Here is a 13,521-nt window from a genome sequence, read left to right as displayed (position 1 = left end):
GGTTCGTGTGACTGGCGGCTCTCACTCATGGGTACATGCTTTCAGTTCGGGGGATTTGAAGATGGTTGAGAAGCTCAAGGTCGGTCTGATCGGGGTCGGCATGATGGGCAACGAGCATCTGCGCAACCTCGAACTGATGCCGGACGCCCACGTGGCGGCCATCGCCGATCCGACGCCGGGCTCGCTGGACTGGGCGCGGGCGACCCTGGGCGACAAGGCCAAGGACGTCGAGGCCTTCGCCGACGGCGCCGAGATGCTGGCCAAGGTCGAACTCGACGCGGTGATCATCGTCTCGCCCAACTTCACCCACCGCAAGGTGCTGGAGGCGGCGCTGGCGACCAATGTGGCGATCCTCTGCGAGAAGCCGCTGTGCAGCGACCTGGCCGACGCCCGCTGGGCGGCCGAGACCGCCGATGCGCGCACCGCCAAGACCGGCGCCCTCTTCTGGACCGCCATGGAGTACCGCTTCATGCCGCCGGCCGCCGAGTTCATCCGCCGCGTGCACGCCGGCGACATCGGCAAGCTGGCCATGCTGTCGATCCGCGAGCACCGCTTTCCGTTCCTGGTCAAGGTGGGCGACTGGAACCGGTTCGCCGCCAACACCGGCGGCACCATGGTCGAGAAGTGCTGCCACTTCTTCGACCTGATGCGCCTGATCACGCGGGCCGAGCCGGTCTCGGTGTTCTGTTCGGGGGCCATGGACGTCAACCACCTGGACGAACGCTACGACGGCAGGACGCCGGACATCATCGACAACAGCTACACCGTCGTCGAGTTCGACAACGGCGTACGGGCCATGCTGGACCTCTGCATGTTCGCAGAGGGCGTCGAGGAGCAGGAGACCCTGACCGCCACGGGCTCGGAAGCCCGGCTGGAAGCCCTGATCCCGCCCGGCGACCTGGTGTTCGCCCCGCGCGTGCCGCTGGGATCGCCCAAGAAGGTGGTCCGCGAGCACGTGCCGGTCGACGAGGCGGCGATGAAGGCGGGCACCCACCATGGTTCGACCTTCTACCAACTGCGGGCCTTCCTCGACGCGGTGCGCGACGGCGGAAGCCCCGCCGTCACCGCCCGCGACGGCCTGATGGCCGTGGCCATCGGAACCGCCGCCGAGATCAGCGCCCGCGAGAAGCGGGTGGTGACGCTGGCTGAACTGGGGTTCTGAGAAACTCTCTTACTCCCGTCATTCCCGCCTTTGTGGCGGGAAACCCTCTTTCAGCCGCAGGTGCGAGTGAAGCGGACCGCCTGCGGTCCGCCGCATTTTCACGTGCGAGCGGACCCAGGAGTTCCCGCCACAAGGGCGGGAAAGACGGGAAGTTAGGAGAGACCCTTAGAACTCCTTGCGCACCGAGAGACCCCAGTAGCGGGCGTTGTCGCGCGGCACGTAGCGGACCACGCCGGCCAGGCCGCCATAGACCAGGTACGGCGAGTACGACTTGTCGGCGATGTTCTTGACCACCGCGCGGACCGTCCAGCCGTTCTCGACGCCGACCAGGCCGACGCCGGCGTTCCAGATGCCGTAGGCCTTCTGGATGGTGTCCGGCGTCTCGGCCAGCGAGTACTGGGTGTCGTCCTTCCAGCTGTAGTCGGTCGACAGCACGACGTCGAAGGCGCTGTTCAGGCGGGTGCGGTACTCGACGTCGGTATAGGTCTTCCACTTCGGGGCGAAGGGCAGCGGCTGGCCGTCGATGTTGCAGCTGCTGGCCGCGCCGGTCGGGCAGTTGAAGTGCTCGACGGTGGCGTCGGTGTAGGCGAACGAGAAGCCCAGCTTCAGGCCCTGGGCCGGACGCAGGGTGAAGTCGCCTTCGACGCCCTGGCTGGACACCGAACCGGCGTTGATCAGACGGCTGACGATCGCCGCCGGCGTGCCGGCCACGTCGGTGAAATTGGCCTGGTAGTTCTCGTAGTCGGTCTTGAAGATCGCCAGGGCGCCGACGAAGCGGCCGCCCAGGGCCGTGCCCTTGATGCCCGCTTCATACGAGTCCGAGGTCTCGGGCTTCAGCGAGATCTCGTCGATCGCCTGCATGTTGAAATAGGTGTTGTAGGCGGGGCCCTTGTAGCCGCGCGAGTAGGTCGCATAGACGTTGACCGTCTCGGCCACGTCGTATTGCAGGCCGGCGCGGCCGCTCCAGCCGTCCTTCTCCAGCGAACCCGCGCTCGTGTGGTTGGGACGGATGCCGGTCAAGGCCACGGTCGTGGTGGCCTGGCGGTCGTGGTAGTAGCTCAGCTCGTCACGGATCGCGCGGGCGCCGAGGATGGCGCGGAACTTCGGCGTGAAGTTGATGTTGCCCTCGCCGAAGATCGCGTAGTTCACGCCGCGCGTACCGTAGCGGGCGACGCCATAGTCGCTGACCGCAGACCCCGAGACGATGCGGGTCAGGTCGCGGCGATAGACCTCGTCGGTCTCGGCCTTCAGGTAGTAGAGGCCGGCCACGTAGTCGATCAGCCCACCCTTGGGCGAGGTGATGCGCAGTTCCTGCGAGACCTGGCTGAAGTCCACCTTGCCGTCATCGAAGGCGGTCGGGATGGCCGCGGTGGCCACGGCCAGTTGGTCGAAGTCCTGGCGCTGGTGGTTCTTCCAGCTGCGGTAGCCGCTGATGGAGGTGATCGTGAAATCGCCGACCTTCCAGTCCGCCTGGGCCGAGACGCCGCCGTTGCGGTCCTCGACGAAGCTGCGGACGTCGGCGTTGGTCTTGGTGTTGTTGGCGCCCGCGGTGATGCCCGAGGCGGCCAGGGCCGCGACCAGGGTCGGGTTCGCCGTCACGACGTTGGTCGGATAGGCCACGCGGTCGCTCGAGGCGAAGACGCCGGTCGGCGGATCCTCGTCCGAACGGCTGAAGTCGGCGCTGAAGGTCAGGGTCAGGTCGTCGCTCGGCGTGGCGACGATCTTGGCGCGGCCGCCGAAGCGGTCGTAGCCGTTCACCGTCTGGCCGGTGGTGACGTTCTTGACGTTGCCGTCCCAGCCGCTCTTCAGGATCGACAGGCTGGCGCCAAGCTTGCCGTCGATCAGCGGGCCGGAGACGCCGGCCTTCAGGCGGTACTCGTCTCCCTCGTACCAGGCGGCTTCGGCGAAGGCGTGCGCGTCGGGACCCGGGTTTTTGCTGACGATGTTGACCACGCCGGCCGAGGCGTTCTTGCCGAACAGCGTGCCTTGCGGGCCGCGCAGCACCTCGATGCGTTCCAGCTCGACCAGATCGAGCGTCGTCTGGCCCGGACGCGACAGCACGACGCCGTCGATCACGGTCGAGACCGAGGGCTCGACGCCCGGCGAGGTGGTGATGGTGCCGACGCCGCGGATGAAGACGGTGCGGTCCTTGTTCGAGGCCCCGGTGCGGAAGTCGACCGTCGGGATCGTCGAGGCGATGTCCTGCAGGTTGTTGAGGTTCTTGGCGGCGGCCGCGTCGCCGGACACGACGCTGATGGCCACCGGCACCTTGGTCACCGTCTCCTCGCGATAGCGGGCGGTGACCTTGACCTCTTCAACAGTGTTGGAGTCGGCGGTCTCGGCCAGGGCGGCGGAGCCCCCGGCGAGAACGGCGGCGCCGGCCAGCAAGGCCAGGCGCAGGGTGTGGGCGCGGCCCCGGCGGGCGGCGGTACGAACAGTCATGGCATATCCCCAAGGGCCGGCGTTCGGCGTCGGCTTCCAGGGGGAGGTTCGTATTCCTACTAATCCGATGGGAGTAGAAAGATATTCTTGGCCGATCCTCGGATTTCCTAAGGGCGGCAAGGCTTCCCTTGCGTCACACCGACCGCCTGACTTCGCCTACTCCCGCGCCTTCAGCAGCACCGGCGGGAAGTCGGCCGGAACCGCCCCGTCGGCGTCGCGCAGCAGGTGGCGACCGCCCACCGGCAAGGGCAGCGGGATCGACAGGCCGTCCTGCTCCTCCAGCCGCTGGAACAATCGCTCGGTCAGGCGCGCGACCACCGCCTCGTGGCCGGGACTGTGGATCAGGTTCACCGTCTCGTTCGGATCGGCTTGCAGGTCGTAGAGTTCGTCGATGTCCCAGACGCCGTGATAGTGGATGTACTTGTAGCGATCCTGGCGGATGGCGTGGACCGTCGGGGTCTGCGGGAAGTTGCGCTCCCAGTAGTATTCGTAGAGCAGCTCGGTGCGCCACGGCACGTCCTCGCCGCGCGTCAGGGGCAGCATGTCCTCACCTTGCAGGCCTTCGGGCGCTTCAAGGCCGGCGACCGCCAGCAGGGTCGGCGCGATATCGAGATTGGCCACCACCTGCTCGACCACCGTCCCGCCTGGGAACAGCTCCGGACAACGCGCCAGCATCGGGATGCGCATCGACTCCTCATAGGCCGTGCGCTTGTCGATCAGGCCATGCTCGCCGAACGCGAAGCCGTTGTCGCCCATGTAGAGCACCAGGGTGCTGTCGAGCTCGCCCTTGGCCTCAAGGTGGTCGAGGACGCGGCCGATGCCCTCGTCGACCGACAGCATCGTCTCGGCGTAGCGCTTGTAGTAGTGCGCCAGATCCAGGTTGGTGTGGTACGGGAAATCGGCCCCGTGCCAGCTGTTGCGCTGGTTCTTGACCCAGACGGGTTGCCCTTCGGCCTGCTCGGGGGGCAGGTTCAGGCTTTCCGGATAGCGGAACTCGGCGTCGTCGTAGCGGCCCAGGTGTCGGGGCGCGGGAATGAACTCGGCGTGCACGGCCTTGTGGGCCAGGAACAGCAGCCAGGGCTTGTCGCCGTCGCGGCTCTTCAGCCAGTCCATGGCGTAGTCGGTCAGTTCGTCGGTCAGGTAGCCCTTCTGGGGCACGCGCTCGCCGTTGATGTTCAGACCGTCGCCGTTGGGCCAGTAGTCGCCCTGGCCCTTGAAGCTGATCCAGTGATCGAAGCCGCGCTGCGGGTCGTCGCCCTCCACGCCCATGTGCCACTTGCCGATGAAGGCGGTCTCATAGCCGGCCGCTTGCAGATATTCCGGGAAGAAGGTCACGTCCGGCCGGATCGGGTGGTTGTTGTCCACCACCCGGTGCTGGTGGGCGTAGAGGCCGGTGAAGATGGTCGCCCGCGACGGCGAGCACAGGGCCGTGGTGACGAAGGCGTTCTTGAAGTGCGCGCCCTGCGCCGCCAGCCGGTCGAGCACCGGCGTCTCCACGAAGGGCTGAGCGCCGGTGAAGCCCATGGCGTCGAAGCGATGGTCGTCGGTCAGCACCACGACGATGTTGCGCGGCTTGACGCCCGGCTTGGCTTTCAGGACGAGGTCCTTGGGCTGCGGCGACGCGCCCTCTTCGCTCGACGCGTCCCAGGAGACGGCATGGAAAGGCTTGTCCAGGCCCTCGGCGGCCAGCAGCACGCCGCGGGTGGTGGTGTCTTGCGACATGGATACTCTCTCGATCAGGCCTGGACCGCCTGGAGGCGCGGCACGAAGATTTGCAGCCAGGCCACGGCGATCAGGTAGGAGACGGCGGCAATGGCCAGCAGCGGCAGGTAGCCCGCGCCGCGTTGAAGCAGCTCGCCCGCCAGCAGCACGATGCCCATCCCGGCGAGGTTGCCGCAGAAGGCGCCGAAGCTGGTCACCGAGCCCACCCGGTCCTTGGGCGTGATGTCGGCGATGGTGGCGAACATGTTGGTCGAGAAGCCTTGGTGCGCGGCCAGGGTCAGGCCCAGCAGCAGCACCGCCAGCCAGTAGTTATCGACCAGCACCGCCAGCGGCACCGGCGTCACCAGCAGGGCGCAGACCAGCATCGAGCCCTTGCGGACGGTGTTGATCGACAGACCGCGCGCCAGCAGCCGCGAGGCGATCCAGCCGGAGAACACCGAGCCGACGGCCGCGAAGCCGTAGACCACGGCCAGGGGCTTGCCGATGTCGTGCATGCCGACGTGGAAGACCCGGTGGAAGAAGTCCGGGGCCCAGAACAGCAGCAGCCACCAGACCTGGTCGGACAGCGCCTTGGCTCCGGCCACGCCCCAGGTGCGGCGGTCCGACAGCAGAACCTTCAGGCCAATCTTGCCCGTAGGCTGCCCAGCGACCTCGACCGGCTTGTCGGGCGCGAGCTGCAAGCCGCGCGTCGAGACGAACCACAGGGCCACCCAGAGGAAACCAAGCGCACCGACCACCACGAACGAGGCCCGCCAGCCGACCACCGCCGACAGCAGCGGCAGCAGCAGCGGCGTGACGATCGCCCCGATGTTGGAGGCGCCGTTGGAGATGCCGAACGCCACCGACCGCATCCGCGCCGAGAACAGCGCCCCGATGGTCTTCACATAGGACGGCGTGCCCATCGACTCCGTCGCGCCCAGGGCCACGCGGGCCGCCGAGAACTGCAGCATGGTGTTGGCCCCGCCATGGGCCATGGCCGCCAGGCTCCAGGTCGCCACCCCGATGGGTGCGGCCCATTTGACGCCGAGCTTGTCGACGATCCCGCCGGTGAACAGGAAGGCGATCGCCGCCGAGAACTGGAACAGCGAGGCCAGGCGCCCGTAGTCGGCGTCGCTCCAGCCCATGTCCTGCTCGATGATCGGCTTGAGCACGGCGATCACCTGCCGGTCCACGTAGTTGAGGATGCCGGCGAAGATGATCAGGCCCAGCAGCAGCCAGCGGCGGCGCTCGGCGGCGGTCTGGGCGGGCGTCTGACCCGCGGTCTGGGACACGGCTGCGGCGTCGATCATCGAACGGTCTCCAAAGCAAAGCCAAACCCGATGGCGACGCTAGGAATTACGCCTTAGACGAGGCCGCGCCGGGCGGATTGGCAGAATTTCTGGACGCCCTGCCAGCACCGCCGCCGCGCCCAGCTTTACCGGCGGCAATATCCGACATGAGAACACCGCATTGGTCGCCGCCGCAAAGCCCGGTCTAGCGTCGCAGAAGGCCGCGCCCCTTTCCGGGACTCGGGCCGCTCCCCTCCCCCGATCGCAAACCAGAGCCGACCACAGAAAGCTCGACGTCATGTTCCGTCCCCTCCTCCTCGCCACCGCGGGCCTGCTGGCCCTGGTGACCGCCGGCGCGACCCAGGCCGCCGATCTCGACGCCAAGGCCGTCCATGCCCGCGTCCTGGTGCTCGACAGCCATGTGGACGTACCCCAGGACCTGGGCGTCGGCGCCCACGAGGCGGCCGTCGACGGCGACGGCCAGGTCGACCTGCCCAAGCTCGAGCGCGGCGGCGTCGATGCAGCGGTGCTGGCGGTCTTCGTCTCGCAAGGCCCGCGCACGCCGGAGGGCTACGCCAAGGCCCGCAAGGACGCCGACGGCAAGCTGGCCGCCATCCGCGGGATCGCCGAGCGCCATCCCGACCGCGCCGTGCTGGCCCTGAAGGCCGCCGACGTCGAGGCCGCCGCCAAGGCCGGCAAGCGGGCGATCATCGTCGGCTTCCTCAACGCCTACCCCTTTGGCGAAGACCTGGCGCCGATCGACGCCTACTACGCCGCGGGCGTGCGCAGCTTCGGCTTCGTCCACGCCGGCAACAACGCCTTCGCCGACTCCTCGCGTCCCAGCGGCGGGACCAAGGTCGAGTGGGGCGGGCTGTCGCCGCTGGGCAAGCAGGCGGTGGCCAAGCTCAACGACCTGGGCGTGATCATCGACGTCTCGCAACTGACGCCCGACGGGGTGAAGCAGGTGCTGGCGCTCAGCCGCGCGCCGGTCGTGGCCAGCCACTCGGGCGTGCAGGGCGTGGTCGACAGCCCGCGCAACCTGTCGGACGCCGAACTCGACGCCATCGCCGCCAAGGGCGGGGTCGTGCAGATCGTCGCCTTCAGCCCCTACCTCGTGAAGCCGGGTTCCGACTTCCCGCCCAAGGTCGCGGCCCTGCGCGCGCAATACGCCCTGCCGGTCGCCTATGTCCGCCCCGCCGACGGGACCGAGACCCTGACGCCCGAGAAGCGGCTGGACTACAGCCACGCCGTCAACGCCCTGCTGCCCAAGGCGACGGTGAAGGACCTGGCCGACTCCGTCGACTACGCCGTCAAGCGCGTCGGGATCGACCATGTGGGCCTGTCGTCCGACTTCAACCATGGCGGCGGCGTCGTCGGCTGGAGCAATGAAGGCGAAGCCGCCAACGTCACGGCCGAACTGGTGCGGCGCGGCTATTCCGAGGCCGACATCGGCAAGCTGTGGGGCGGCAACTACCTGCGCGTCTTCCGCGCCGTCGAGAAGGCCGCCAAGCGCTAGACCACGAACGCCGCCGGTTCAGTTGCCGCGATCCGCAACCAACTTTTCCGGCGGCGTCATTTCTCCGAACGCCGCGCGCTGGTCTTGGTGATCTTCAAGAGACACCAGGGAATCCAGCCTTGACCTACACCCCCGACAACGCCCGACCGATGATCGTCGGTCAGCCCGTCCTCGTCGTCATCGACGTCCAGAAGGGCTCGTTCATGGACTGGGCGCCGTCGGAGCGCCTGCCCCTGCTGCCCGACCGCGTCGAGCGCATGCACCGCGTGCGCACCCTGGTCGACGCCGCCCGCGCCGCCGACATCCCCGTGGTGTTCTTCAAGGAAGTGCACCGCCCCAACATGATCGACTTCGGCCGCGAGCTGGACGGCCGCGAGGACGTGCACTGCATCGAGACCTCGCCGGGCACCGAGTTCGCCATCGAGGAACTGGGCATCGTCGAGGGCGACTACCTGCTGGCCAAGCGCCGCTACTCCTGCTTCTACGGCACCGAGTTGGAGATCCTGCTCAAGGGCCTGAAGGCGCAGACGCTGATCCTCTGCGGCGGCTTCACCGACGTCTGCGTGCACTACACCTTCGTCGACGGCCACCAGGGCGACTACTACTGCCGCGTGGTCGAGGACTGCGTGACGGCCTCGTCGACGCCGGCCCACGACGCGGCGCTGAACGCCATGGAATACATGCAGACCGGCGCCCGCCGGATGTCGAACGAGATCGTCGACGGCTTCGAGGCCTACGCCGCCAAACAGGCGGAGAGCGCCGCATGAGCACGGCCGATCCCTACGGCGCCCAGGCCCACGCCCGCGCCCAGGGCGGCGCGGTGGTCGAGGCCATGCCCACCCTGCCTGCCTCGGCCGCGGCCGACCTGCCTGAAGGCGTCTCGCCGGACGACATGGTCTGGGCCGAGACGATCGCGGCCGGCGGCTACGCCAGCAAGCAGATCGCCCGCGGGACCCGCCTGCGCCTGACCGATCTGGCCGGCGACGGCTGCGTGTCGATGCTGCTGTTCAACGCCGAACGGCCGGTCGAGCGGCTGAACGTGGCCGACACCCTGAAGATCCAGTGGAACGGCTATCTGGGCGTCGGCCGCTTCCTCCTGTCGGACATGGGCCGGGCGCTGATGAGCATCCTGGAGGACGAGGCGGGCACGCACGACGCCTTCTGCGGCCCGTCCACGCCCTGGAGCATCGCGGCGAAATACGGTCAGGCAGGCAACTACGGCCCGCATCCGTCGAGCCGCGAGCGGTTCGGCCTGGCGGTCGGCAAGTACGGCCTGGGTCGCAAGGACATCCATCCCTGCATCACCTGGTTCAAGGGCGCCAAGGTCGAGGCCGACGGCGCGATCACGCCGCAGGTCGGCCCGTTCGCTTCGGGCCGCAGCCTGCTGCTGCGGGCCGAGATGGACCTGATCGTGGTGCTGGCCAACACCCCGCACGTGATGGACCCGCGTCCCGACTACACGGTCACCCCCGTGCGGGCCCAGGCCTGGCGCGGCCCCGTGGCGGCCGCCGACGACCCGATCCGCACCGGCACGCCGGAAGGCCTGCGCGCCTTCCTGAACGTCGAAGACTATTACGCCCGCTAGGAGGGTCCGATGCGCGAAGACCTCAACACGACGGTGCTGCACGACGAGGTGGTGCCCGCCCGCGCCCCTTGGATGCACGACCTGAAGGCCGGCGAGACGCTGGAGATCATCGACCTGGAGGGCAACCAGGCGGTCGACTTCCTGATGTACGCCACGGCCGACGACGCCGAACGCTACAGCGCCCAGGACACCATCGCCGCCCAGGGCAACCTTTTCCTGCGCGACGGGGCGGTGCTGCTCTCGAACGAGGGCCGCCCGATGATGCGGATCGTGGCCACCAACGTCGCCTATCACGACACCATCGGCGGGGCCTGCTCGTGCGAGAGCAACACCCTGCGCTACGGCCATCACACCAAGAACCAGCACGCCTGTGTCGACAACTTCCTCGACGCCAACGGCCGGGCCGGCCGCAACAAGCGCGACATGGTCAGCAACATCAACTGGTTCATGAACGTGCCCGTCGAGGCCGACGGCGCGCTGGGCATCGTCGACGGCATCTCGGCGCCGGGCCTGTCGGTGACCCTGCTGGCGGAGATGGATGTCACGGTGGTGGTCTCCAACTGCCCGCAGATCAACAACCCCTGCAACGGCTTCAACCCGACGCCGGTGCGGATGGTGGTGCGGGCGTGACCGCCCGGGCCGTCGCTGTGGCCATCGCCGTCGGTGAAACGACCGCGCTGGAGGCGGCCGACGCCGCCCTGGCCCGCATAGCCGCCTACGACGCCGTCCAGCCCCAGGTCTGGATCGAGCGGCTGGATCCGGAAGCCGTCCGCGACTACGCCCGCGCCGTCGATGCGCGGATCGCGGTCGGCGAAGTCCTGCCGCTGGCGGGGGCGACCTTCGCCATCAAGGACAATATCGACCTGGCCGGCCTGCCCACGACGGCCGGCTGCCCGGACTTCGCCTATGCGCCGGAGGCCTCGGCCGAAGTGGTCCATCGGCTGATCGCGGCTGGCGCAATCCCCGTCGGCAAGACCAATCTCGACCAGTTCGCCACCGGCCTGAACGGCACGCGCAGCCCGCACGGCGCGCCGCACTGCGTGTTCAACCGCGCCTTCGTCAGCGGCGGATCGAGCTCGGGTTCGGCCGTCGCCGTGGCGGCGGGCCTGGTCGATTTCGCCCTAGGCACCGACACCGCCGGCTCGGGCCGGGTGCCGGCCGCCTTCAACAATCTCGTCGGCTTCAAGCCGACCAAGGGCCGCTGGAGCACCAGCGGCCTCGTGCCGGCCTGCCGGTCGCTGGACTGCATCAGCGTCTTCACCCGCGATCTCGACGACGCCGAACTGGTCGACGCGGTCGCCGCCGGCTTCGACGCGACCGATCCGTTCTCGCGTCCGCTGGAGGATCGCCCGCGCGACGCCAAGCGGTTGGGCGTTCCCCTGCCCCATCAGCGCAACTTCCTCGGCGACGCGACCGCCGCCCATCTCTACGAGCAGGCGCTGGAGCGCTTCGTCGCTGATGGCGCGGAGATCGTGCCGATCGATATCGACTTCCTCAGCGAGGCCGCCCAGTTGCTCTACGGCGGCCCGTGGGTGGCCGAGCGGACGGCGGCGCTGAAGACGATGCTGGCCGAAAAGCCGGACGCCATCGATCCCACCGTGCGGACCATCGTCGAGGCCGGCCTGGACGTCACCGCCGTCGAGCTGTTCGAAGGCGAATACCGGCTGAAGGCCCTGGTCCGCCGAGCCGAAGCGATGTGGGACGAGATCGACCTGCTGGTCCTGCCCACCGCGCCGACCGCCTTCCGCATCGCCGAGATGAAGGCCGAGCCGATCCGGCTGAACGCGGCGCTGGGCCTCTACACCAACTTCGTCAACCTGCTCGACATGAGCGCCCTGGCCGTGCCGGCGGGCTTCCGGGGCGGCGATGTCGGCTTCGGCGTCACCCTGATCGGACCCGCTCATGCCGACCGCGCGCTGATCGAGGCGGCTCGCCCCTACATCGCGCGGCTCGATGCGCCCGCTCCCGCCCTCGACCTTGGAGACAAGATGGAAACCGTCACCCTCGCCGTCGTCGGCGCCCACCTGCAAGGCATGCCCCTGCACTGGCAGCTGACCTCGCGCAACGCCCGCTTCCTGGGCGACGCCAAGACCGCGCAGAGCTACCGCCTCTACGCCATCGCCAACTCGACCCCGCCCAAGCCGGCCCTGGTGCATGCCGAAGGCGGCGCGCCGATCGCCGTCGAACTCTACGAACTGGACCTGGCCGCCTTCGGCGGGTTCACCGCCGAGGTGCCCGCGCCGCTGGCTATCGGCTCGGTGACCCTGGACGACGGCCGCACCGTGAAGGGGTTCGTGGCCGAGCCGCGCGCGCTGGACGGCGCGAGCGAGATCACCGCCTTCGGCGGGTGGCGGGCCTATATCGCCAGTCTTTGAGCGGCCGTTTCACCCGTAAAATCCCCGCGAAAGCTGGGACCCAGGTGTTTTATCCTCGAGCGCCATGCGCTTCAGAAAAAGCCTAGGCCCCCGCTTTCGCGGGGGTTTTACGGTTTGGGGGAACGTCTCAGCCTTCCGGCTCCTGCAACGGCCCCGGCGGGATCAGGCTCGGGCACAGGTTCGCCACCGGCTTGTCGTGCAGCACCTTCTCGACGAAGGCCGGCGAGTCCGCGCGCGAGCGCATCACCGCGCTGCCGTGGGTGGCGTGCGGGTAGTAGCGCCATTCGACGGTGTTCCCCGCCGCGCACATGGCCGAGACGAAGTTGTACTGGCTGACGGTCTGGGCGTCGGAATCGGCCAGGCCGGTGCCGACGAAGACCGGGGTCGGGATCTTCACGTCCGGAAAGTCGCTCAAGGCATCGGCCCGCGCCTCGAGCGCGTCGATCGGCCGGCTGTAGAGCTTGGAAACCGGCAGGGCGATCTCGCGGGCGAAGGTGCGCAGGCCGCCCATGCAGGTGGTCTGGGCCTTTTCCAGCAGCGGGCGACCCGCTTCGGCGATGTAGTCCTCGGCGCGGATGCCCTGCGGGTCGATCGAGCGCACCGTGCCCAGGAAGTAGAGGATCTCGTAGGCCGCGTTCCCGCCGGCGTCGCGGTCGGTATAGAGGCTGGGGACCTCTTCCTGCGGCGCGCCGCGGGTGTTGTTGGTGTGGGCCACCACGCCCGTGGCCACCGTGCCCTTGATCTTCAGGTCCGGGGCGTAGGTCGGCGCCCAATAGGCGGCGGCCAGGGCCGCGCCCGAGCCCTGCGACTGGCCCATGGTCACCACCTTGTTGGCCAGTTGGCCCGGATAGGCCTTGAGCACCGCCCGCACGCTGTCGAGCACGGCCAGGCCTTCCGATCGCGATTGCAGATACGGATGCGGGCCGGGCGTGCCGAGGCCCGCATAGTCGGTGGCGACGATGGCGTAACCGGCCTCCAGCCAGGCCGACAGGTACTGCTGGTCGCGCTCGGAGCGCGGCATGAACGACGGGGCGCAGACGTCGGCGACGCCCGTGGTGCCGTGGGCCCAGGCGATCACCGGCCAGCCCCCGGCCGGCGGCGCGCCCTTGGGGAAAAACACCGCGCCGGAAACCGTGACCATCTTCTTGTCGTCCAGCCAGTCGGTGGAGCTGTAGAGGATGCGCTCGGCCCGGCCAGCGCCGGCCAGCGCGTCCTCAGCGGGCAGCGCCTCCCGCCTCAGCATCATGCCGGGCAACGACGGCGTCGCGCCTGTCCAGCGATAGAAGGGCGTGACGCCGCCGTCTCCGGCCCAGCGGTCGGCCGAGGGCGGAACGGGTTGCGCCAAGACCGGTCCGGCGACCATGGCCGCGGCCGCGAGAAGGCAGGAAAGACGGGTTCGAAGCATCGGCGGCGGATCCTGGCAGGCGCGACAGCGCGGTTTCGACGCCCAG

General features: G+C 68.8%; 10 protein-coding genes. 6 read left to right on the top strand and 4 right to left on the bottom strand.

Annotated elements, in window-relative coordinates; all coding sequences use genetic code 11:
• The first annotated feature begins 61 nt into the window (after positions 1-61).
• Entirely contained in the window at positions 62-1,162 is a 1,101-nt protein-coding gene (locus AC07NG_RS13100; protein WP_494594435.1) for a Gfo/Idh/MocA family protein, read from the top strand.
• A 165-nt stretch (positions 1,163-1,327) separates the two neighbouring features.
• Here the strand turns inward: AC07NG_RS13100 and AC07NG_RS13095 are convergent, their stop codons facing one another.
• The 3 genes from AC07NG_RS13095 to AC07NG_RS13085 form a co-directional block, all read right to left on the bottom strand.
• Positions 1,328-3,604 (bottom strand): TonB-dependent receptor, encoded by a 2,277-nt coding sequence (locus tag AC07NG_RS13095; protein WP_494594434.1) that lies wholly within the window; start codon positions 3,602-3,604, stop codon positions 1,328-1,330.
• A gap of 156 nt (positions 3,605-3,760) precedes the next feature.
• Positions 3,761-5,326, bottom strand: a complete 1,566-nt coding sequence (locus AC07NG_RS13090; protein ID WP_494594433.1) for a sulfatase family protein — start codon at positions 5,324-5,326, stop codon at positions 3,761-3,763.
• A 14-nt stretch (positions 5,327-5,340) separates the two neighbouring features.
• Positions 5,341-6,615 carry an MFS transporter gene (locus AC07NG_RS13085; protein WP_494594432.1) on the bottom strand — a complete coding sequence of 425 codons (1,275 nt, stop codon included), beginning with the start codon at positions 6,613-6,615 and terminating at the stop codon, positions 5,341-5,343.
• A gap of 277 nt (positions 6,616-6,892) precedes the next feature.
• Between AC07NG_RS13085 and AC07NG_RS13080 the strand changes: the two genes are divergently transcribed.
• The 5 genes from AC07NG_RS13080 (at position 6,893) to atzF (ending at position 12,070) form a co-directional block, all read left to right on the top strand.
• Positions 6,893-8,110, top strand: coding sequence for a dipeptidase (locus AC07NG_RS13080; protein ID WP_494594431.1), 1,218 nt, complete (start codon positions 6,893-6,895; stop codon positions 8,108-8,110).
• A 119-nt stretch (positions 8,111-8,229) separates the two neighbouring features.
• Positions 8,230-8,877, top strand: coding sequence for a cysteine hydrolase family protein (locus AC07NG_RS13075; protein ID WP_494594430.1), 648 nt, complete (start codon positions 8,230-8,232; stop codon positions 8,875-8,877).
• Positions 8,874-9,695, top strand: a complete 822-nt coding sequence (locus AC07NG_RS13070) for an urea amidolyase associated protein UAAP1 (protein WP_494594429.1) — start codon at positions 8,874-8,876, stop codon at positions 9,693-9,695. Before AC07NG_RS13075 ends, AC07NG_RS13070 begins: the two co-directional genes overlap by 4 nt.
• A 9-nt stretch (positions 9,696-9,704) precedes the next feature.
• Positions 9,705-10,325, top strand: coding sequence for an urea amidolyase associated protein UAAP2 (locus AC07NG_RS13065; protein ID WP_110120530.1), 621 nt, complete (start codon positions 9,705-9,707; stop codon positions 10,323-10,325).
• Positions 10,322-12,070: an allophanate hydrolase gene (gene atzF, locus AC07NG_RS13060; protein WP_494594428.1), complete on the top strand. Its 1,749-nt coding sequence runs from the start codon at positions 10,322-10,324 to the stop codon at positions 12,068-12,070. Before AC07NG_RS13065 ends, atzF begins: the two co-directional genes overlap by 4 nt.
• Positions 12,071-12,197: 127 nt before the next feature.
• Here atzF and AC07NG_RS13055 read toward each other — a convergent pair whose 3' ends face one another.
• The gene (locus AC07NG_RS13055) at positions 12,198-13,475 is read right to left on the bottom strand and encodes a lipase family protein (protein ID WP_494594427.1); all 1,278 of its coding nucleotides are present in this window, start codon (positions 13,473-13,475) and stop codon (positions 12,198-12,200) included.
• Positions 13,476-13,521 lie beyond the last annotated feature (46 nt).

This window comes from Caulobacter sp. GW821-FHT10C03, from assembly GCF_059415485.1.
The sequence above is the reverse complement of the archived record's forward strand: the minus strand, read 5'-3'. Positions and strand labels throughout refer to the sequence as shown.

Excerpts from the sequence above, each read along its gene's own strand:
- AC07NG_RS13100 (WP_494594435.1), top strand. The coding sequence starts at position 62 with ATGGTTGAGAAGCTCAAGGTCGGTCTGATCGGGGTCGGCATGATGGGC.
- AC07NG_RS13095 (WP_494594434.1), bottom strand. The coding sequence starts at position 3,604 with ATGACTGTTCGTACCGCCGCCCGCCGGGGCCGCGCCCACACCCTGCGC.
- AC07NG_RS13090 (WP_494594433.1), bottom strand. The coding sequence starts at position 5,326 with ATGTCGCAAGACACCACCACCCGCGGCGTGCTGCTGGCCGCCGAGGGC.
- AC07NG_RS13085 (WP_494594432.1), bottom strand. The coding sequence starts at position 6,615 with ATGATCGACGCCGCAGCCGTGTCCCAGACCGCGGGTCAGACGCCCGCC.
- AC07NG_RS13080 (WP_494594431.1), top strand. The coding sequence starts at position 6,893 with ATGTTCCGTCCCCTCCTCCTCGCCACCGCGGGCCTGCTGGCCCTGGTG.
- AC07NG_RS13070 (WP_494594429.1), top strand. The coding sequence starts at position 8,874 with ATGAGCACGGCCGATCCCTACGGCGCCCAGGCCCACGCCCGCGCCCAG.
- AC07NG_RS13065 (WP_110120530.1), top strand. The coding sequence starts at position 9,705 with ATGCGCGAAGACCTCAACACGACGGTGCTGCACGACGAGGTGGTGCCC.
- AC07NG_RS13055 (WP_494594427.1), bottom strand. The coding sequence starts at position 13,475 with ATGCTTCGAACCCGTCTTTCCTGCCTTCTCGCGGCCGCGGCCATGGTC.